The sequence below is a fragment of the uncultured Maribacter sp. genome, assembly GCF_947500985.1.
GTDB lineage: Bacteria > Bacteroidota > Bacteroidia > Flavobacteriales > Flavobacteriaceae > Maribacter.
The window spans coordinates 1-20000 of sequence record NZ_CANMTX010000012.1 but is presented as its reverse complement, the minus strand read 5'-3'; the positions used below and the strand labels follow the sequence as shown (position 1 = coordinate 20000).

The 20000-nt window shown below is 32.6% G+C and carries 21 protein-coding genes and 1 pseudogene; 6 read left to right on the top strand and 16 right to left on the bottom strand.

Going from position 1 to position 20000, the window contains the following annotated elements; genetic code table 11:
- Nucleotides 1–45 precede the first annotated feature (45 nt).
- The 4 genes from Q0871_RS17515 to Q0871_RS17500 form a co-directional block, all read right to left on the bottom strand.
- Entirely contained in the window at nt 46–525 is a 480-nt protein-coding gene (locus Q0871_RS17515) for a hypothetical protein (RefSeq protein ID WP_299326015.1), read from the bottom strand.
- Nucleotides 526–633: 108 nt separating this feature from the next.
- Complete coding sequence (locus tag Q0871_RS17510) at nt 634–1008, bottom strand: hypothetical protein (protein ID WP_299326013.1); 375 nt, start codon at nt 1006–1008, stop codon at nt 634–636.
- 1 nt (nt 1009) lies between these two features.
- Nucleotides 1010–2482 carry a potassium/proton antiporter gene (locus tag Q0871_RS17505; RefSeq protein ID WP_299326011.1) on the bottom strand — a complete coding sequence of 491 codons (1473 nt, stop codon included), beginning with the start codon at nt 2480–2482 and terminating at the stop codon, nt 1010–1012.
- Nucleotides 2483–2606: 124 nt separating this feature from the next.
- The gene (locus Q0871_RS17500; protein WP_299326009.1) at nt 2607–3038 is read right to left on the bottom strand and encodes a hypothetical protein; all 432 of its coding nucleotides are present in this window, start codon (nt 3036–3038) and stop codon (nt 2607–2609) included.
- Between the two features lie 116 nt (nt 3039–3154).
- On the opposite strand from Q0871_RS17500, the gene Q0871_RS17495 reads away from it, so the two are divergent.
- A complete protein-coding gene (locus Q0871_RS17495) occupies nt 3155–3424 on the top strand; it encodes an ArsR family transcriptional regulator (protein WP_299326007.1) in 270 nt (89 codons plus the stop codon).
- 47 nt (nt 3425–3471) lie between these two features.
- Nucleotides 3472–4485, top strand: coding sequence for an LLM class flavin-dependent oxidoreductase (locus Q0871_RS17490; RefSeq protein WP_299326109.1), 1014 nt, complete (start codon nt 3472–3474; stop codon nt 4483–4485).
- 15 nt (nt 4486–4500) lie between these two features.
- On the opposite strand, the gene Q0871_RS17485 is transcribed toward Q0871_RS17490, so the two are convergent.
- Nucleotides 4501–5475, bottom strand: coding sequence for a carbon-nitrogen hydrolase family protein (locus Q0871_RS17485; protein WP_299326005.1), 975 nt, complete (start codon nt 5473–5475; stop codon nt 4501–4503).
- Between the two features lie 139 nt (nt 5476–5614).
- Here Q0871_RS17485 and Q0871_RS18760 point away from each other — a divergent pair, with 139 nt between their 5' ends.
- Nucleotides 5615–5746, top strand: a complete 132-nt coding sequence (locus Q0871_RS18760; RefSeq protein ID WP_367275160.1) for a glucodextranase DOMON-like domain-containing protein — start codon at nt 5615–5617, stop codon at nt 5744–5746.
- Here Q0871_RS18760 and Q0871_RS17480 read toward each other — a convergent pair.
- The 4 genes and pseudogenes from Q0871_RS17480 to Q0871_RS17465 form a co-directional block, all read right to left on the bottom strand.
- Nucleotides 5688–6743: pseudogene (locus tag Q0871_RS17480) on the bottom strand (two-component regulator propeller domain-containing protein); the annotation flags it as partial. The gene Q0871_RS18760 and the pseudogene Q0871_RS17480 sit on opposite strands and share 59 nt — an antisense overlap.
- Before the next feature lie 43 nt (nt 6744–6786).
- A complete protein-coding gene (locus Q0871_RS17475) occupies nt 6787–7644 on the bottom strand; it encodes a hypothetical protein (protein ID WP_299326001.1) in 858 nt (285 codons plus the stop codon).
- An 11-nt stretch (nt 7645–7655) separates the two neighbouring features.
- A complete protein-coding gene (locus Q0871_RS17470) occupies nt 7656–8486 on the bottom strand; it encodes a PIG-L family deacetylase (RefSeq protein ID WP_299325999.1) in 831 nt (276 codons plus the stop codon).
- A 28-nt stretch (nt 8487–8514) separates the two neighbouring features.
- Entirely contained in the window at nt 8515–9384 is an 870-nt protein-coding gene (locus tag Q0871_RS17465) for an alpha/beta fold hydrolase (RefSeq protein ID WP_299325997.1), read from the bottom strand.
- Nucleotides 9385–9576: 192 nt separating this feature from the next.
- Between Q0871_RS17465 and Q0871_RS17460 the strand changes: the two genes are divergently transcribed.
- The 3 genes from Q0871_RS17460 (at nt 9577) to Q0871_RS17450 (ending at nt 12007) form a co-directional block, all read left to right on the top strand.
- On the top strand, nt 9577–10143 hold the full coding sequence (locus tag Q0871_RS17460; protein WP_299325995.1) for a peptidylprolyl isomerase: 567 nt from the start codon (nt 9577–9579) through the stop codon (nt 10141–10143).
- Nucleotides 10144–10590: 447 nt separating this feature from the next.
- Nucleotides 10591–11346 (top strand): SDR family oxidoreductase, encoded by a 756-nt coding sequence (locus tag Q0871_RS17455; protein WP_299325993.1) that lies wholly within the window; start codon nt 10591–10593, stop codon nt 11344–11346.
- 79 nt (nt 11347–11425) lie between these two features.
- Nucleotides 11426–12007, top strand: coding sequence for a TetR/AcrR family transcriptional regulator (locus tag Q0871_RS17450; RefSeq protein ID WP_299325991.1), 582 nt, complete (start codon nt 11426–11428; stop codon nt 12005–12007).
- 305 nt (nt 12008–12312) lie between these two features.
- Here the strand turns inward: Q0871_RS17450 and Q0871_RS17445 are convergent, their stop codons facing one another.
- From Q0871_RS17445 to Q0871_RS17415, 7 genes are all read right to left on the bottom strand, one after another.
- Entirely contained in the window at nt 12313–12675 is a 363-nt protein-coding gene (locus Q0871_RS17445) for a hypothetical protein (RefSeq protein ID WP_299325990.1), read from the bottom strand.
- Nucleotides 12676–12961: 286 nt separating this feature from the next.
- On the bottom strand, nt 12962–13531 hold the full coding sequence (locus tag Q0871_RS17440) for a hypothetical protein (protein ID WP_299325989.1): 570 nt from the start codon (nt 13529–13531) through the stop codon (nt 12962–12964).
- A gap of 334 nt (nt 13532–13865) precedes the next feature.
- The gene (locus tag Q0871_RS17435) at nt 13866–14402 is read right to left on the bottom strand and encodes a hypothetical protein (protein WP_299325987.1); all 537 of its coding nucleotides are present in this window, start codon (nt 14400–14402) and stop codon (nt 13866–13868) included.
- A gap of 334 nt (nt 14403–14736) precedes the next feature.
- Entirely contained in the window at nt 14737–16953 is a 2217-nt protein-coding gene (locus Q0871_RS17430; RefSeq protein ID WP_299325985.1) for a DPP IV N-terminal domain-containing protein, read from the bottom strand.
- Nucleotides 16954–17226: 273 nt separating this feature from the next.
- Nucleotides 17227–18042, bottom strand: coding sequence for a hypothetical protein (locus Q0871_RS17425; RefSeq protein WP_299325983.1), 816 nt, complete (start codon nt 18040–18042; stop codon nt 17227–17229).
- A 40-nt stretch (nt 18043–18082) separates the two neighbouring features.
- Nucleotides 18083–18529, bottom strand: coding sequence for an integrase core domain-containing protein (locus Q0871_RS17420; protein ID WP_299325981.1), 447 nt, complete (start codon nt 18527–18529; stop codon nt 18083–18085).
- 317 nt (nt 18530–18846) lie between these two features.
- On the bottom strand, nt 18847–19644 hold the full coding sequence (locus Q0871_RS17415) for a hypothetical protein (protein WP_299325979.1): 798 nt from the start codon (nt 19642–19644) through the stop codon (nt 18847–18849).
- Nucleotides 19645–20000: the final 356 nt, after the last annotated feature.

Here is a 20000-nt window from a genome sequence, read left to right as displayed (position 1 = left end):
TTATCTACTCGCTTTTATAATTAAAGAGAACTTTGTTGATATAGACTAATTACTTTTAAGCAAGTTCTTAATCACCTTGTTCCATTTTTCAATAGACTGAAACTCTCCGCTCAATTGATAGTTTACTTCAGCATTATAGAATTCAAAAACGGTATCGGCTTCATTTGCTTTTTTCGAAAAAAGATTCAAAAGTAAACGCTCTGTTATTTTCTCTTTTCTAGCATACGATTTGCCGATATTGGCAATTTCAGAGGTCTTAATAGTAGATAAATCCGCGTATTGCTGATTTAAAACTTCTCCGATTTGTGAAATAAAGAATACGAATTTTTTCTGTGCATCAACACCTATGGCGTAGTGACCAAAAATTTCATGTTCCGTTATTTTACAATTATGTTTACTGGCAACATCGTTTAGAGATGTCATCATTTGTTTTTCTTTCGTTTTTCTACTTCTGCTAGTTACAACAAAAGGCATTGCACAAAGTGCAACAGATGCTAAACCAATAGCGGCTATTCCTAATTCCATTTTCTAATTTTTTAAATATGATATATTGTTTTCTTTATGATGTTTTAAATAACACCATATCAAATAGTTACATATGATTACCAAAACGATAACCTTTAAAAAAATGGATTACCAGAAACTATGGAAAGGGAAGATGAGATCAGACTTTCTATGTCTTATCAATAACGTATTAGCGAACAGTTGGTACTGCTTTATTCTTGCTACGAAGCGTAACTCACTATTATTTAAATGTGAGTTGTAACTTGTAAATGGTAATTTGTAATTAGGTGATGATACTTCGGCAACATCAGAAACTGAAATTTCAGATTGCTGTGCATGCGGAGATAATGTCTTTGTAGATTCTTTGAATAAGGATTGCTTACTGCTGTTTAGGCTTATTACAACCTCTTTAGAAAAGGGTAACGTATTTGCAGAACTATATATCCCGAAACAATAAATTGTAACGAATAAAAGAACTCTAAATATGTTATTTGTACTTTTCATATTAAGCAATAACCGCTTGGTTTAGAATTACATTAACTTCTTGTAAACTTTCATCATTATCTAGCAGCAATACTAGCGTATCATTAGCTTCTATAATGGTAGAACCGCCGGGTCTAACAAAAGTTCCATCTCGTTTGATCATAACAATGAATGCAGCCCTTGGTAAGTGCAAATCTATTATACGTTTATCTACCGCAAAACTATTTGGCAAAATTATAACTTCTTCCATAGCAGATTTCGGTAGATTGAGAATATACCTGTCATTTTCTGCTATAGGTTTCACCTCGTCAGGCAAAGCAACATTCAGCCATTTTGCAAAAATAGACAACGTAGTACCTTGTATTAATACTGATGAAACTGATATAAAGAATACAATGCTGAAAATGATATTCGCTTTGTCTATACCAGCCAATAGGGGATAAGTAGCAAATACAATAGGCACTGCTCCACGTAAACCTACCCATGAAATATAAAACCGACGTCCCATTTTCATTTTAAAGAACATGAGGCTCAATAAAACACTAACCGGTCTTGCTACTAGAATTAGGAATACTGAAATAAGTAATCCGATGCCTAAATATGGGATAATTTGCGATGGAAAAACTAATAATCCTAAGGTTAGGAACAATACAATTTGCATTAACCAAGCCATACCATCGAACATCTTTAAAATGGTCGATTTATGTATTAAATCTTGATTACCTAAATATACGGCACAAATGTAAATGGCTAAGAATCCGTTACCACCAACAGCATCTGTAGCTGAAAAGGTGATGAACATTAGAGCGATTACCAATACCGGATACAAACCTTCAAAACCAAGTTTGATTTTATTGATGATAATCTCACTCAATTTACCAAAAGCAAATCCACCTATAGCTCCCAGTATCATTTGTTGCAAAAATAGTGGTATGATGGAAAGAACACTTAAATCTTGATTAATGACCAAGGTTAGAAAAGCAAGTGTAAGTACATAGGCCATAGGGTCGTTACTACCACTTTCTAGTTCTAATGTAGGTCTAAGGTTGCTTTTTAACGCTAAGTTCTTTGAACGTAATATGGAGAAGACAGCGGCGGCATCGGTAGATGAAACTATAGATCCCAAAAGCATACTCTCGTAAATGGTGAAGTCTGTAATGTAGTACACAAAAGTACCTAGTGTAAGTGCTGTAAGCAGTACACCTAAGGTAGAAAGTACCAAACCTTCTTTTAAAATCGGTTTTACAGCTTTCCAGTTGGTATCTAATCCACCAGAAAAGAGAATAAAGTTCAAAGAAACGATACCTATAAATTGAGCAAGCTTGGGGTCGTCGAACTGAATACCGCCAATACCATCAGAACCTGCCAGCATACCAATAGCCAAGAAAAGGATTAATGTAGGTACCCCAAACTTGTAGGAGGTCTTACCTACTATAATGCTAATAAATAGCAGAATAGAACCTACTAAAAGTATGTTTTCAATTGTAAGATTCATTGGTGGTTATTAATCTTAATTTTAACGTAGCAAAGTTAAATCATTTATTAAAAAACCAATGTAAATGCTAAGGTTTGGCACAATGTTAACATGTTGCATTAATACCTAACATTTATTAAAAAATTTAATTTGTTTTTCTGATTAGGGCAGTTATAATATTTACGAGATATAAAGACTGTATACAAACTGCTACAAGTGCGGATAAAGTAATAGTTACTTGTGCATCAAAATATAAAGAGGTAATACCTTGATTGGATTCTGGTAAGAAAAATGGGATTAATATTATTAAGCATAAACTGATAACTGTGATGATTAAATGAATTATGGTAAGCCAATTTACCAACCTTTTGTTTAATTTAATTACTACCCAATAGCCTAATCCTAGAATTCCGAAGATAATAGAAATCAAAACAGCTAAATGCAATAATGCAATTAGAATATATGTATCATGAATATTAATTTCAAGTGTTTTGTCAGGTTTTAACAATCCAATGAGTAGTATTATTGGAATAAGAATCAAGAACATAAAATGTGGTGCTTGAGTAATTTTCTTCATCTATAGTTATAGTATTATTCTTAAGGTCAAGTTAATAATTATTAAGGTCTTCCCAATTTGTATTTTAAATTAATATTTATAAATACATTTGCATGTATCAATATATTAAACACATCATGGAGCTAAAACAGGTTGAGAAAATTTCTAAAGCATTAAGTGATGTTAATCGGTTGAAATTGTTGCAGTATATGCAAAATAACCAAGGAAAGGTAGAATGTACCAAAGCCTGTAAATTACTTGATTTAGCACAACCATCTATAAGTCATCATGTAAAAAAACTTGTAGAAGCAGGCTTGATAAACAAACATAAAATAGGTCGTAATTATAATTATACCTTGAATCATGAAGTGTGGGATAATTATATGTTGAGGTTGCAAAATTTGTAATTTTTTTAAATAGATATATAGATACTTTTAAATATATAAATGAATTTATTAGTATGAAAAAAATAAAATATTCCATATTAGATTTAGCCATAGTATCGCAGGGGACTACATTGAAAGATACCTTTGATCATTCCGTAGCTCTTGCGCAAGCAGCGGAAGAATCTGGCTATACCCGTTTTTGGTTGGCAGAGCATCACAATTCTATAGCTATAGGTAGTAGTGCAACATCCATTTTAATAGGTAAGATTGCCGAAGAAACAAAAACAATACGAATTGGGTCTGGTGGAATAATGTTGCCTAACCATTCCCCGTTAATTATAGCAGAGCAGTTTGGTACATTAGGCATATTATATCCTAACCGAATAGACTTAGGCTTGGGTCGCGCACCAGGTACGGATCAATTGACGGCACAAGCCATACGTTCTGATTTTTTTCAGGCAGCACAGTCGTTTCCTTTAGAGGTTGAAAAAATACAACGCTACTTTTCTCCTGAAAATGCCCATGCAAAAGTACGTGCTACTTTAGCTGAAGGGGTAGAGGTGCCTTTATACATTTTGGGCTCTAGTACAGATAGTGCACATTTAGCAGCTAAAAAAGGTTTGCCTTATGCATTTGCGAGCCACTTTGCTACAACCCACCTAATGAATGCGTTGAAAATTTATCACAATGAATTTCAGCCATCTAAGGAGTTAGAAAAACCATATACGGCTGCGGGAGTGAACATCATTATTGCAGATACCGATGAAGAAGCAGAACGCATTTCAACATCGCTTTACAAAATGATTGTAGGCTTGTTGACAGGAAATAGAGGTTTTATGCAGCCACCAGTAGACATGACTGAAGATATACGCGAGTTAAGTCAGAATCCGTCTGTACAGCAAATGTTGAAGTATTCCTTTATTGGTAGCAAAGAGACCGTTAAAAAGCAGGTACAACAATTTATTACTGATACCCAAGTAGATGAACTTATAGCGGTAACCAATATTTATGATGGCAAAGACCGTATTAAATCTTACCAATTGTTTGCTGAAATTATGAAAGAATTAAATGGAGGGCAGTAATAACTGCTCTCTGTTTTAATCTTTTATTTCAACGGTAGATTGTCGTTCTCTATTAACGGTGAGTTTTGTTACATCTGGTCGTGAATAATGCCCAACGGAATCAAAATTCTGTCTTTCTTGAAGCACCCTATTAAAATCTATTGTCGTTGTAATAAGTCCTTCTTTGTCAATAACCGGTGGTAAGATCCATTCTCCATCCGGTCCGGCAATACAAGAACCTCCGTTTGCCAGAGTATCTGGACAGTTTTCAAGAATAGTATCTAAGTGTGGTGTGTCTTTAGGGAAATCGGTTTTGCTCATTAAACTAGAAACAGAAACTACAAAAGATCTAGATTCCCTTGCAATGAACCTTGTAATATCAGCAGTGTTGTAATCGGAACCAGGCCATACGGCTATATGCAAATCTTCTCCCAAACCATATAAAGCGGTGCGTGGAAGAGGCATCCAATTTTCCCAACAATTTAATCCACCAACGGTGAAATTTTTTAACTCGTGAACTCGTAAACCATTACCATCACCAGGTGCCCATGTAAGTCGCTCTTCGTAGGTTGGTTGTAATTTTCTGTGAACAGATTTAATTTCACCATCACTATTGATATAAACTAGCGAGCAGTAAATACTGTGCCCGCCTCTATTTTTTGCTCGTTCCATTAATCCTAAGTAGATAGCAAGCTTATGCTGCTTTGCAAGAGCGCAAATTTCATCTAATTCACCCGCTTCTATTTGAATAGAATTTTTTATATAATGAGCGTGAATTTCTTTCTGCACTTTGGAATCAAACTGAGCACCATCCGTCATGGAAACCCAAAAAGGATAACCTGGTAATAAGGCTTCACCAAAAATTATAAGCTCACAATTATCTTCACCAGCTTTAATGATATAATCCTTGATTTTATCAATCGTCTTTTCTTTATTTAGCCAAACCGGTGAGATTTGAGCCATGCCTATTTTAAGGTTGTTTTGTTCTGGGGTATCTATTATTTTAGCCATTGCTGAATACTATTTTTATATTATAATTTTGAAATTATTTTTTATCAATAGAATGTTGATTATTAAATGTATGATAAAGATCAACTTTAATTTGAAATATTTAAATATCTGGTTTATAGTTTATTGCGGTTGATTATTTATTCTTTTAATATGCCGTTTTGACTTACGCTATAAAAAGAAGTTCCGTCAAAACGGAACAAACCCATATAGCCGCCCAGCCAAATTCTCCCTTCATTATCTTCAAATATACATTGTATGGCACCACTTTTAAGTCCGTCGTTTTCGTTGTAATTTATGGCAATTGTACCGTTGTATCTGTAAACACCAAAACTTTCAATGGGAAACCAAATTTTACCAGTTGTATCTTCAAATAAGCTCCAAACTTCAGTACTATTTTCTCTTTCTTTTGTAGCAACTTTAGTGAAAGATTTTCCGTCCCAAAAACAAACTCCTTCATAGTGAGTTGCAAACCAAATATTACCATTTTTATCCTCTAAAATATCATTGACGGCGTTATTGCATAATCCGTCTTTTTCTGAAAGATTAAATAATGATTTTCCATCATAATAATAAGCACCTTCGTTAGTGCCAAACCACATAGAACCTTTGCTGTCTTCCATTATACTATGAACTATTTTAGCACTTGTAACACCTCTGTTGTAATCTGGTTTGGATTCTGGTAAAGTAAACGAGGTGAATTTTTGACCATCAAATAAATTTATACCCTCTAAAGTACCTATCCAAATGATACCTTTACTGTCCATAAAAAGACTCCAAACATTATTATTGTTAAGTCCATCTTTTTCTGTAAAATTTATAAAAGAACTGCCATCAAATTTTGTTATACCGCGTTCGGTGCCAAACCAAATATTTCCGTCATTATCTTCAATGATTCCCCTAACAGCGACGCCACCAAAACCCTCATCGATAGAAAAATAATCAAGAGTAGAACCGTTATACCTTGCAACACCATCTCCATTGGTACCAAACCATAGATTATCGCTTTTATCTTGAAATATTCTACGAACAAATTCGCTTATGGGTAAATCAATAGTCGGTTGCAAATAAGGACTACTATATTCATTTTTAAGCGGTTGTGTTTTTTGTAATGGAATGTCTTTCAGAGAGGTTCTTGAATCTATATCGTTTGACTGCTGTTTATTTTCTGTTTGTTGACCGTTGCAAGAAATGATAAAGGCTGAAAACAGGAGTAGGAGTAAAGACGATACACCAGTAATGCCATTATAGATATATGTCGTCTTTTTCATTTATACTGTTTTTAAAATGGTTTACTTGTTGTTGTCTATAATTTTAGTCATTACTGATATTGGTGTTTAATTTAGTTTGAAGCTGTTTTTTAAATCGCTGTGCGAAAATATGATTAGGGTCTAATTCAAGTGCTTTATCAAGGCTTGGAGTTGCTAAAGACAAACTATCCATTTTTAAATAAATACTACCGTATAACACATAAGGTTGAGGTATATTCGGGTCATTGATCTGGTCATTAAATTGGTCGGCAATAGCGAGTGCTTTTTTGAAATTCCCCAAATCAGATTCCAAGGTAGCTGCATAGCTAATAAAAAATGGTATTCTCTTTTGTTTAGGTGTAGTAAGAATGTGTAACGAATCTAAGGCTAATTCAGGTCCGTAAATAGCATTCAAGACCTCAATGTATTCTGCCTTTATATATGATTCGTTGGGGTATTTATGAATAAATGTTCTATAGTTTTTTTCGGCTGTTGACAAGAAATTTGATAAAAAATCTTTATCTAATTTTACGTTTTGTCCGCGAGCATTAAATAGTTCTAGCGTAATCATGGTAACTTCTAAAATTAGTTGGTCGTCTTCACGAACCTTAATTTGAGAGTTGTTTAGGTCGTTTAAGATTTCAATTCTTTCTTTGAGATCTGTAGTATTTTTACCAACCAACGCCTGACCGATAATAAAAGTAGAATCGAATGCTACGGCTTTTCTAAATGCTTTTTCAGAAAGCGTCCATTGACCATAATCTAGAATATGCTCCCAACCTTTATTAAAATAAAAAACAGAAGAATCGTTTTTAGCGCCGTAATTATAAATGTCTTTATCGGTATGATATTTCTTTTGTTTTTGCTCGCATGAAACTAAAGAAATAATGATTAATAGATAAACTAGGTGTTTAATATGCATTGATTGTATTTTTATTCAAAAATATTACTTTTTACCTCTTCATTCCCCATCCAAGGCCTAAAGTAAATTAGCGAATCTGTTTGTCCTACAATAGTAAGTAAATCATCAATAGCATCTAATGTATATTGAGATTTATGACAATTTGATGCTTTATGGGCAAGTTCTAAATCGGTCTTGTTGAATGGTATTCTATAGGTTAGAAATCTCTTTTGAGTTCTTTTTAAATTATCGTTTAGCCATTGTACCAAATCGGTATTAAAGTTGACATTAGTATTGGTTATTTTTTTCGGATACCCGTAGTACAAAAGGTTTTGCAAAGATTCTGATGTTTCTCGTTGAAAAACCTCGGAAACCACGTTGCTAACAATTCTATGATCAGGGTGTCCATATTGCCCACCAGGTCCAAAACTAATTACAGTATTGGGTCGGTATTTCGTAAAAAGGCTATCAATTTTTTCGTCTAAAGAATTAATGTTCTCTTTTAGCGCTAAATCTCCGTCTATATAATTGAGAAATATCGGCGAATTAATACCTAAGGTTTTTGTAACACATAATGCCTCTTCTGAACGTGTTTTGGCGAGTACATCTCCGGCAGGAATATTGGCATGAGGGGTAACTCCGTTTCTACCGTCGGTTACAATTACCAAATGAATATTTACCCCTTCTTTTTGATACTTGTATAGCATAGGGGATATAACAATCTCATCATCTGGATGAGCAAATATTGCCATTAGGGTTTTGTCTTTGTTGGAAGAGATTTTATTTTTAATTGATTTCTTCTCATGATTACCACAGGAAGATAATAGATGAATAGTTAAAAGAATCGGTAATAGTTTTCTCATTGTGTTGGTTAAGAATGATAACGTTCAATTAACGAATTAATTCAATCAACTTAAAATTTAATTCCTCTGTCAATTCGGGTATGGTTCTTATATGATCGGTATTGGTTTCCCAAAATAGTTTTGGTTCTTTAGCAGCATTAAAAATGTTCTGTCCTCTTTCGAATGGAACAGCCCTGTCTTTAGCACTTTGTATAATAAGTTTAGGTATATTCTCAATTTCAGCTATGTCTCTAATGGCTATATAATCTTGATTATAGTCTTCGGCGTTATTGGTAAATGATTTTAAATAAAACGCTCTAAAATTATCTGTAATAAAGCTATGAGCAGATTCTAAAGAGCCGTCTAGTACTAACGCATCTACTTTAGTTTGATTTTCTTTGGTCAGCTTTACTGCCAATTGACCACCTAAAGACATACCATAGACGATTGTTTTTATACTATCATTTTTTGTTCGATTCAAAAAATCAGCGAATGCTATCTCTGTATCTTTCATTAAACCTTTATAATTCGGTACTCCATTAGATTTTCCATAACCTCTCCAATCTGTGGAATACACCTTAAAGCCATTATCCACAAGTGGTTTAATCAGTTCTTTACCTTGACTGGTGTTTCCACTGTTGCCACGGACTAAAAAAATGTTTGCCTTTGCTTTAGTTGAAGGATGGAATAAATAAGTATGAATGTTAATAGAATCTTCTACGGTAAGTATTTGTTCTGAAAAGTTTAAATCATTAAAAGGCTCAATTTCTACAGAAGGTCTATAGAAAAGTTTAGATTCATTATTTTGTACCAATGCCTTTATGTATGGGTCTGATAGATAGGTGAATAAACCGTAGGAAATTACTATAATTAGTAAAACTAAAAGTGTTCGGATGATAATTTTGATTGGTTTTTTCATATTGGGTGCAACGTATTTGTAGATGTTTTGTTGTTATCGAAAGAAGGTTTTTAGCTTCTGAATGGTCTTAGATCCAGCTTATATTTAACTGTATTGTAGTTTTATCTTTTGAAAATCAATTTAGAGCTTTGGTAAGCACTAAATTTTTACATCGTTTTTTAGTATTTTAACGGACTATAAAATTATGGCTAGATGAAGTGTTTAAAGTATTTGATGGTATTTGTATTGTTTACGGCATGTAAATCATATGAAATAGGTAAAATAGACACTCCAAAAGGAGAAATTTTGATATGGTTGCATGACGAGACTCCCAATCATAAAGCAAGTTTTATAGCATTAGCAAATGAAGGTTATTGGGATTCGTTGACCTTTAATAGGGTAATTCCAGATTTTGTAGCACAAGGTGGTTGCCCAGATACTCCTGAAGGGTTTAATGACCCCGAATATTTATTAGCTCCGGAATTTGATTCTAAACTAACACATACTTATGGTGCAGTAGGAGCAGGGCGAGATGGCAATGCCGAAAAATTATCGGCTCGTTGTCAGTTTTATATTGTACAAAATAAAGATGGCCTACACCGCTTAGATGGTGATTATACTGTATTTGGTAATGTTTTAAAAGGGATAAATGTTGTAGACGAATTAGTTAATGTTCCAAAGGATTCTACAGATACTCCGTTTACACCGTTACCATTAGACATTTCAGTAGTAAAGGTATCCTCGAAAAGGTTAAAAGAACTACGGCTTAATAATAAATAATACACCGATAATTTTTATTTTGAATTAGCCTACGAAACGAAAGCTTATGGCTTTATTCATCTTCTTTTGATTCAATTTCACTAGTAGATGTAACCAAAGTTTTAACTTGGTCTTTAATACTATTTTCAATTACAAATACAACCATATCTCCGATAGCTAAGTTTTTATTCTCTTCTTTGAAGTATTCAGAAACAATAATAGATTGATTGCTATTTTTTCTATTAAGCTTTTATATTTAAAATATACAAAAATAAAAATTTGATAGACTTAAGAAATATGCAAAAACCTCTCGAAAAGTATTAATTAGCTAGGTTTTATATACGTCTTAAGCATACGTTTATATTTTCCTACAATTATTTTGTTTTATTTGGAACTATCGTTCTAATATACGTATGTTTGTAAACGGAATGAACGTTCTGTTATTATTAAGAATTTAAAAATTAAAAAATGAGTAAATTAAATGGAAAAATTGCCATAGTTACAGGCGGTAATAGTGGTATTGGTTATGCATCAGCAAAAGAGTTTAAAAGTCAAGGTGCAACTGTTGTAATTACGGGAAGAGATTCGGAAAAGGTTGCAAAAGCATCACAAGAGCTTGGTGTAAAAGGAATTGTTGCTGATGTTAAAAGTCTTTCAGCAATAGAAGATTTGGTGGCACAAGTAAAATCAGATTTTGGAAAAGTTGATGTTCTATTCGTAAATGCTGGTATTTTTCAGCCTGCTCCTGTTGGTCAAATTAGTGAGGAAATGTTCGACCACCAAATGAGTATAAACTTTAAAGGTGCATTGTTTACAACTGAAAAATTTCTACCAATTTTAAATGATGGTGCTTCAATCATTAATTTGTCTTCTGTAAATGCTTATACTGGAATGCCAAATACTGCCGTTTATGCTGCATCAAAAGCTGCATTGAACGCTTATACAAGGACTGCTGCAACTGAACTAGCACCAAGAAAAATAAGAATAAATTCTGTAAACCCTGGACCTGTTTCTACTCCGATTTTTGGAAAGACAGGTATGGAAGAACAACAATTAAATGGATTTGCCGAAGCTATGCAAAATCGTATTCCGTTAAAACGATTTGGACAGCCAGAAGATATAGCAAAACTAGTTTTGTTTTTAGCTTCTGACGATGCTTCTTTCATCACTGGAAGTGAGTATAATATTGATGGTGGTATAAATATCAATCCGCTATTAGGCTAATTTTTTTAATTATATTTGGAATGAATGTTCCAATAAATTACTTTTGTGGAAGCGTATAACGCTTCCATATTTTTTTGATATGCCAAGAGTTAAATTATTTGATGAAAACGAAGTCTTGACCAAAGCAATGAATTTGTTTTGGAAACAAGGATATTCCGCAACTTCTGTCAGAGATTTAGTTAATCATTTAGGAATTAACAGAGCAAGTTTATATGATACTTTTGGTGATAAGGAACAACTTTTTAAAAAGTCCTTTGAACTTTACAGAAAGACAAGTATGGAAGGATTGACTTTTTTTTTTCAAAGTCAACCAAATGTTAGAGATGGATTTTCAAAACTTTTTAATATTGCTATTGAAGAAGCAATTCTTGATAAAGATAGAAAAGGTTGTTTTGTTGTAAATATTACTACAGAACTTATTCCCAATGATGAAAGTTTATTAAAAGTTTTAGAGAGCAATAAACGAGATATTGAAAACCTCTTTTATGAGTATCTCAAAAAAGGTAAAGAAAAAGGTCAATTAAAAGACAGCAAAGATTTAAAATCTATTTCTTCTTTTTTTTACACTTTATATAGTGGAATTAAAGTCGTTTCTAAAATTGAAACGAATAAAAAAGAACTAACAAATTCTGTAAATTTAGCCATGTCGTTGTTGGTTTGACCAAATGGTTGCTCACGTCTCGGCTATTGTTAGTACGGAAATTAAAAGTAATTAATTTCCGATTAAGCACTTAGCCAAATCTTTTTATTTTGTTTTATCTTTTCTATTGTAAAGCCAAATCAAAAGATTTGGCGGACTTGGTTAAAAAGCACTTCACTTTGGGTTAATTACCAAAACCCGTATTAATTATTGCCACTGTTGTAGTGCGTTTTTAATACTTGCATGTTCTTTCTAGTTGACTTTATTCATTCTAGTTTAAATCTAGACGTTGTATACCAATTAGAGTGAAAAAATATTAATTTTCACTAATTAACAGGTAATATAATAACTGAGTCAACATAATTTAGCAGTTTAGTTACACCTTCATTTTCTAAACTCATGTCTATGGGTGTAGGGTGTGCGTAAACTGTTAGACTACGTGACGGACCATCATGCACAAATGGTCTTGGCGTAAAATTGTAAGAGCTTATTTCCAAGCTCATACTAACAATTGAATCTAGTATTTCTTTTGAAGCTTTAATTGGATAATCCCGTTTGTAAACACCTCCTTTTCTTAAAATTTCACCATTACCAAAAATAGCTAATTCATAATTGTATTGAGGATTAGCAATGTTATGTCTACTAACACTCATTGCTAATATTAGGTCATCATCTTTATATTTTTTCATATTTTCTTGTAAAGTGTTTTTTTTATTTGAACTGATACTAGCACAGGAGCTAAGCATAACGACAAAGATAAATGTGTAATATATTTTTAGAGATTTCATTAGTTATTTTTTATTCAAACTTCTTTTTAATTTTTCAATATTTGATTAATTGTTAATTCTACTTGGTTTAGCAAAATCAGGTTTTTAGATTTCAAGTATTGTTTTATAAATTTTATTACCCTTTTGATTCTACCTTAATTCATGGCTTTACTATAAACCTTGGCTACAGTGTATAGTGATAAATAATTTATTGATAACAAGGAATTTTAAACCTTCTTAAAGAACCATCTCTTAGTTCAACCTCAAACTCTGTTTCATTGGCTTTTTTTGATATTTTTTGCCCTTCATAAAAATATGAATCGAAATTATCTAACTTAAGGCGAGAATATTTAAACTCCGTAAGATTAGAATCATTTTTACGAATTTTAAGGCGTTGATATTGGGTGTCAGTAATATAGCCTTCATAAGAATCTTTAACGTCTGCTTTGCAACCATAGGTATTTTGTTTTCCCGCTTTTTCTACATTTAATTCATTGCTAATGAAATTTTTTAATCCAATTGATGAAACTATTATGATTATAGAAAAAACGATAATTCGATATTTTAAAAACATGTTTGTAGGCTTGTAAAATATTTTATAGTCTATAAACCAAAGTATTAAAAATCCAATAAAAAGTATAGGTGTCGCAAAAAACCGAGAATAAGCTCTGCCACCTTCAAATGTGGATACATTCGAGGTTAAAGGCCATATCAAACAAGGCGTTAAAATTAAGACACTTATAATGCCGAGTATAAAGTAAATAGCTTTGCTATTCATGATTAATTATTTTTGATGTTGAATAACCAATTAAATTGTATTGAGTTGTTTTTTAAATTTGAATGACTTTTTATAAGGGTTGGTGCTTCTGTTATTTTAACCGAGAATTTGTATTTAGTTACAATTTTAAATTGCTTGTTAATTATTAGTAAACATTATAAAAAAAATATTTTATATTTCAAACCTTTTTTAAACAAAAGTCTAGACGTCTAAAATATTTGATTTTTTATACATACTTCAGGACGGGTCATAATGCACTACAACGGTTTGTGTATGAAACTTAGCGTTTAAAAACGCCCATTTTTTGGATAAATACAGAGTCAAATTTTTAATTTTAAAGCTCGGGTAAAAAGTATGTTTTCGTTATTTTATGTTCAGTTTCACTCACCCAAATAGGTTTATTGAATGTGAAATAGAGTGTATTGGTATTGTCGGTAGGTTCACTATTATCAAGTATATAAGGGCTCAATGTGCCCCATCTTTGTTTAAAGGGTATGTCATATTGTTTCGTATGTAATACACCTGTTATAAGTCCATATGTTCCGCTTTCTCCATGAGATTGTATGTTAGCTTTATTAATAGATAAAGGGGTCCCTTTTGTAACAACTTCTACGATCATGTTTCCTTCATCAATCGTTCCAATATCTCCTTCATTATCAACCACAGTAGAAGTTACTTTATAAAAATCAGAAGTATTATTTCTAAGAAGGAAAATATCTCTATCTAAAATGAGTTCTTTATCTATAACTTCACTAAAAGGCAATTCGTTACTTACATCTTTGGTATTTACCCGTAAATAAAAGTAAAACCAAGTGATTATAAGTGTAATTATTATAACAGTTGTAATTAGTATAGTGTATAAGATTCTCATTGAATTATAAAGTTAATTAAAGTTTTAGAAAAAAAATCAGTTTAATAGTTAGTACTGATTTTAAATTATTGCTAGCGGTTTTTGTATGAAACGTAGCGTATAAAAAGACGCTAATTTTTCGGATTAACACAGAGCCGAATTTTTATATTTTGTTTTTACCTTTTCTATTTTAAAAGCCAAATTTAAAAATTTGACGGTCTTTGTAAATAAGCGATAATCTAAATGCTTAGTACTTACTAGTTATGTTTTATAAACGTTGTTAGCCTTTCGTTATTCTTTTTTGTGGCCTATTTCTTCATTTCTTAATTAATGAGGATATCCTTTTTAGTAAATTTTATCTTCCTCCTGGAGGACAGTGTAATTTTAAATAGTTAGTATATAAGGTAGACAAATGTTCAAATGTCCCTTCTCCTTCTCTAATTCCATGAGTTCTGTTAGGATAAGGCATAAATTGAAATTGCTTATTATATTTTATGAATTCATTAACTAATATTTCTGCATTTTGATAATGGACATTATCATCTCCAGTTCCATGTATATATAGTAAATTTCCTTCTAGATTTTTTGCATAGGTAACGGGAGAACCTTCAATAAAGTCTTCCATATTTTCTTGTGGTAAGCCCATATAGCGCTCTTGATAAATGTTATCATAGGTTAATTGATTTGCAACTGCAGCGAGTGAAATCCCTGTTTTGTAGATCTCAGGATATCGAAACATCAAATTCAATGTTGCAGATCCTCCTCCGCTATGGCCCCAAACTGCTATCCGTTCAGAATCCACGAAATCCCACTTCAAAATTTCTTTGGCTGCCATAGCCTGATCGTTAATATTAATCACTCCAATTTTTCTGTAAATGGACTTTCTCCATGCGCGTCCTTTTGGAGCAGGTGTACCTCTGTTATCTAACGAAATGTATATATATCCTTCTTCAGCCATATTCCCATTATAATTCCTATTTCTACTCACATTATAGGTGTCTTTTACTGTGGTTCCGGCCGGTTCAGAATACACATAAAACACTACTGGGTATTTTTTATTTGGATCAAAATTTGTTGGTTTTACCATCCATCCGTCCATTTCAATATTGTCTGAAGTTGTGATGGTAAAGAACTCTGTTGTTGGTTTTTCTTCTAGTTTTTTAATGTTTTTAAGAATACTTTCTTCTTCAGTTAAAGCTTTGTGATTGGCAACGCTAATAAACTCTTTAGAATAGGGGGTGAAATGATTTGAAAAGGTATGTTCTGCATACGTACCGTTTGAAGAAAAAGAATAATCATGGCTTCCTTTTAAACTTTCTGGACTTTGCAACTCGTTTTTCCATTTTCCATTTAATTTCGTTTTATATAAATATTTTTGCGTGGCATTATCTGGAGAAGCTAGATAATACACAAAACCTTCTTTAGAATTAATGTGCTTCAAATCGATCACATCGTATTCACCTTTGGTAATGAGTACCTCTGGTTTTCCTTCTAAGGAAACTTGGTATAAATGCCTCCATCCATCTTTTTCAGAAGCCCAAAGAATGCTTTTGTTTTCATTTAAAAAATTAAAGTTATTGGTATAATCAATTGCATAAGAATTGCCTAGTTGAAATAAATCTACCCAAGCTTCATCTGATTCTTCATAAATACTTTTTGTGGTTCCTTTTAACGCCTCTGCAATGAATAATTTGCTTTGGTTTTGTTTTCTGTTTAATTGTTGGATTAAAAGGTTGTTGGTACTTGGAATAAATTCCATTCTTACCAAATAATTTTGAGAGGGATCTCCAGGAACATCCATCCAAGTTGTTTTGGCATCGGAAATAGTTACAACGCCCACTTTACACGCAGATGGAGTTTCACCAACTTTAGGGTATTCTAACGGAATTATTTGAGAGTAGATAGAATCTGTATTATTAATCATATAAAACTTTTTGATTGCGCTTGCATCAATTTGCCAATAAGCAATAGATTTGCTGTCAGGACTCCAACGAAATCCATCTCTACAAGCAAATTCTTCCTCGTATGCCCAATCAAAAGTTCCATTCATTAAAGAAACCGTGCCATTGGTAGTCAAGGCTTGAATCTTGCCACTTGCATAATCTTCACTATATAAATTGTTCTCAGAAACATAAGCTACGGTGTTTCCATCGGGAGAGAATTTTGCAAACATCAGAGTGGAAGGAGGAAGGCTCTTTCCAATTTGGGTAAGAGTATTTGTTTTAAAGTTAAAAACCCAATAATCTCCTTTGGTATGAAGCCTCCAAACTTTTTTAGTATTGGTGAATAATAATACTTTTTGTTGATCTAAGGAGAATGTAAAATGAGCGACCGATATAGGTGCCGACTTCCCAGATGGAGTAAGTTGCACCTTTGAAATGACTGTTTTAGCCTTATGGTTAGGAAGGGTATAGGTAACAAGTTGATTTTTTTCTAATTTAAAATAAGAAGCTCCATCGTTTGTCCAATTTATTTGAGCTTCTAAGTTGAAATTAAAAGAGAAAAGACAAACGAACAAGAAAATTTTAAAGATATTTAAATTGATGGTCAAGAACTTTTTTACGTGTTTCATTGGTTAATATTTATTATTGTCTTTTTATATCTATTTTAAATAAAAATCATTCATTTTGTTCATAATGAAGGCTAACGGTTAGTGTATGAAACGTAGCGTATAAAAAGATGCTAACTTTTCGATTAAACACCGAGCCGAATTTTTACATTGTGTTCTATCTTTATTTTTCTAAAAGCCAAATTTAAAAATTTGGCGACCTCACAAAAGTGCCCAAGTCATTGAATTAAGCAACTAATTGCCCCAATATTTTTATACGGTGTTACCCAACGTTTTTTATTCGACTGTTTTTTTTAATTTCAAATTTCCGCCATTTAATTCAGTCAGCTTTCCTTTTTTTAATCGGAATACCAAATCATTAAATTCAATCCATTTTGCACTCGATAACGCAAAACTTATTTCATCATCTTTATTCAGATTCCTAGACTTTAAAATTAGTGTATCATTTATATTTTTCCACAAACCTTCGGTAAAATCTGAACCGTGTCCCTTATTTATCCAAAACTTGAAAGTTCTGTCTTCTTTTAAAACTAATTTAATCTCAAATCGGTCTTTGTTCCGTCCTTTATATTCTCCATAGAAAAGTCTTGTTTTTCTATTTGGTGGCTCAATTTTCATTAAGGAATACATTCGGTCATTAAATTTTCGTATAAAATTTTCGTCTCGAATAGTATTAGTACAATTATGGCAGAATTTTAAATTAATAATCTCAATATTATTTAGCTGAAGAGTGTCAATCATTTTATCTGGACAACCAGAATAGCCACCAACTGAACTGACTAAAATTCTTTTTCCGTCGAGAAATAAAGCCATTGCAATTTGGTCAATTTTATTATTCAACCATTTGTTGTCATTTTCGTTCAGTTTAAAATCGTCTCTTAACCCGCTGTAAATATGTAAACTACTTATTGTATTTAATTCCACTTGTAAAAGTCGACTTTCAGGTTTAAGAATAGAGTCAAGCTCCAAGTTTTTCGGCACATAATTTATCAAATCGTAATACTCTTTTTCATATAGAGTTGACGATTCAGGATTTTGAGCAAAAATTAATGTGCTGAAAACAAAACTTAATATGAAGACGGTTTTTCTCAAATGTCACGTCCTAAAATACGGCTACAGATTAATATTAGTTTTAAGCGGTATATTGATGCACGTAATTAGGTGTTTTATAATCTAAAGATAAATGCAATCTTTTAGAGTTGTATAGTTTGATTGCATTTTTGGCTGCTTTTTTAGCATAGACCACACTGGTAAAGGTTTGGTCAAGAAAAAATTCATCTTTTAGAATACCGTTTACCCGTTTGTCCAGGTCCTTTTTAATAAGAAGGTCCTTAAGTTGTTTCAGCTCTTTTTGAAGGGCTTTGATACGGGAAAGTTCGTCATCTTTTTGCACGGTTACACGGGTGTTCATTAAATCTTTACGATCATATTTTTTGATCCATACGTTTATAGTACTGGATTGTATCCCGTAAGTTAATGCAATTTGTCTTTTGGAATGGTTTCCTTTGGTAAGTTCTGCCAAGACTTTGAGCTTGAAGCTCTGACTATAGCGTTTTACATATCCATCATTTTTATACATATACTTGAAGTGTTTTGTATATATATTTCAGGACGGGTCAAAATGGTGTAGAACGGTTTCGGTTATGATTAGTGTGGCGCAGAAATTCGACGGATTTCCAGCTATGCGCTAAGCAAAAGCTTTTGGTTTTCTTTTTTCTTGTTCAAAGCTAAAATTGAACATTTCACTATCGCGTAATTTTCAATTTAGCGACATTCTAAATATACACAGACCTTTTGATTTTACACGGCGAGCGCTCGTTTGCAACGAGTGCTCACAAAGTTGCTCAATCGTGACGGCACTCGTCACAGATGAGCCCTAGCCTGTACAATGCTAATTCAGTCATTTAGAAATGTTATTACATAATCATCATACCAGAATTCGGCCCTTAAGAAAAGTTTTTTTCCAAATTCATCACAGAAGTAGCTTTTTCGCCTTTTCGGAAAAGTCAGCCCTTCGTGCTTTATAGTAGCTTCATTTTCTATTAAAGCATATGTAGGTTCATGATACACCAACGAGCTTAAAAAAGCGCCAGTATTCTTTTCGAAATGATACCACCATACGTCTTGAGTAGAATGATTTTGGTGTTCCTTTGGTGCATAGCTTGCATTAATGGTGTGTACCGTGTCGATAGTGTTTAGCGTTTGTAGCCCTTCGTAGCTGAGGACTGTGCCTTCATCTAAAAGTTTGAAAGGCATTCCGATAACATAAAGTGAGCTGTTAACCGATGATTTTATGGTGTCACCCTCATCAATAAGATTTCCATTTTTGAATTTTTGAGAAATCGAATCATTATGAACAATTAGAAAGCTATCCTTTTCAACAACCCATGTTATTTTGATACTTTTTTGAGGTCGCAATTCGTAGTGGTGGCGCTGCGTTACTTCAGATTCGATGTCACCATTCTCTAAAAGTAATTTTGATTTTTTGGTATAGCTTAAGGAGGCTATGTTTTTCCATTTTTGATTTGTTCCGGCTGTATGTATTGCGTTTTTTACTACGTCTAAAGCGGTTATTTCTTTTGGACTCACATTACTATTCTCCTTTTCTTTCGAAAATTTACAGGAGGCAAACACACAACTGAAAATACAAAGGATACCTAATGATAGCAACGAATGCGTAATTGTATTTTTCATAAAGTCTTCATTTTTAAAATTCATATAGATGATTGCCTTCAAAGTTAATCACTTAGAATGACGCTCGCGCTAGCGTTTCCTTTTTATGTTTTTTGCTCGCGCCAGCAAGGGGCTAAACTTAGTGTTGTTTTAGAGTAGCGATTTCCATTTCGCCACGCACATAGCAAAATCTTTTTGTTTTCTTTTTCTTTTCCTTGTTTAAAGCAAAATCCCAAAGATTTTGCGGACTTCATAAATATAGACAGACCTTTCGATTTAGCCCAAAACTCCGCATTACGTTTAGCATCGATGAAAAAGCAGCAAGTCGAGTATCTTTAAAGTTCTCTAAAACAATAAGATATGAACACTCAACAAAC

Coding starts and splice junctions, on each gene's coding strand:
- Q0871_RS17515 (WP_299326015.1), bottom strand. CDS start 525: ATGGAATTAGGAATAGCCGCTATTGGTTTAGCATCTGTTGCACTTTGT.
- Q0871_RS17510 (WP_299326013.1), bottom strand. CDS start 1,008: ATGAAAAGTACAAATAACATATTTAGAGTTCTTTTATTCGTTACAATT.
- Q0871_RS17505 (WP_299326011.1), bottom strand. CDS start 2,482: ATGAATCTTACAATTGAAAACATACTTTTAGTAGGTTCTATTCTGCTA.
- Q0871_RS17500 (WP_299326009.1), bottom strand. CDS start 3,038: ATGAAGAAAATTACTCAAGCACCACATTTTATGTTCTTGATTCTTATT.
- Q0871_RS17495 (WP_299326007.1), top strand. CDS start 3,155: ATGGAGCTAAAACAGGTTGAGAAAATTTCTAAAGCATTAAGTGATGTT.
- Q0871_RS17485 (WP_299326005.1), bottom strand. CDS start 5,475: ATGGCTAAAATAATAGATACCCCAGAACAAAACAACCTTAAAATAGGC.
- Q0871_RS17475 (WP_299326001.1), bottom strand. CDS start 7,644: ATGCATATTAAACACCTAGTTTATCTATTAATCATTATTTCTTTAGTT.
- Q0871_RS17470 (WP_299325999.1), bottom strand. CDS start 8,486: ATGAGAAAACTATTACCGATTCTTTTAACTATTCATCTATTATCTTCC.
- Q0871_RS17465 (WP_299325997.1), bottom strand. CDS start 9,384: ATGAAAAAACCAATCAAAATTATCATCCGAACACTTTTAGTTTTACTA.
- Q0871_RS17460 (WP_299325995.1), top strand. CDS start 9,577: ATGAAGTGTTTAAAGTATTTGATGGTATTTGTATTGTTTACGGCATGT.
- Q0871_RS17455 (WP_299325993.1), top strand. CDS start 10,591: ATGAGTAAATTAAATGGAAAAATTGCCATAGTTACAGGCGGTAATAGT.
- Q0871_RS17450 (WP_299325991.1), top strand. CDS start 11,426: ATGCCAAGAGTTAAATTATTTGATGAAAACGAAGTCTTGACCAAAGCA.
- Q0871_RS17445 (WP_299325990.1), bottom strand. CDS start 12,675: ATGAAAAAATATAAAGATGATGACCTAATATTAGCAATGAGTGTTAGT.
- Q0871_RS17440 (WP_299325989.1), bottom strand. CDS start 13,531: ATGAATAGCAAAGCTATTTACTTTATACTCGGCATTATAAGTGTCTTA.
- Q0871_RS17435 (WP_299325987.1), bottom strand. CDS start 14,402: ATGAGAATCTTATACACTATACTAATTACAACTGTTATAATAATTACA.
- Q0871_RS17430 (WP_299325985.1), bottom strand. CDS start 16,953: ATGAAACACGTAAAAAAGTTCTTGACCATCAATTTAAATATCTTTAAA.
- Q0871_RS17420 (WP_299325981.1), bottom strand. CDS start 18,529: ATGTATAAAAATGATGGATATGTAAAACGCTATAGTCAGAGCTTCAAG.
- Q0871_RS17415 (WP_299325979.1), bottom strand. CDS start 19,644: ATGAAAAATACAATTACGCATTCGTTGCTATCATTAGGTATCCTTTGT.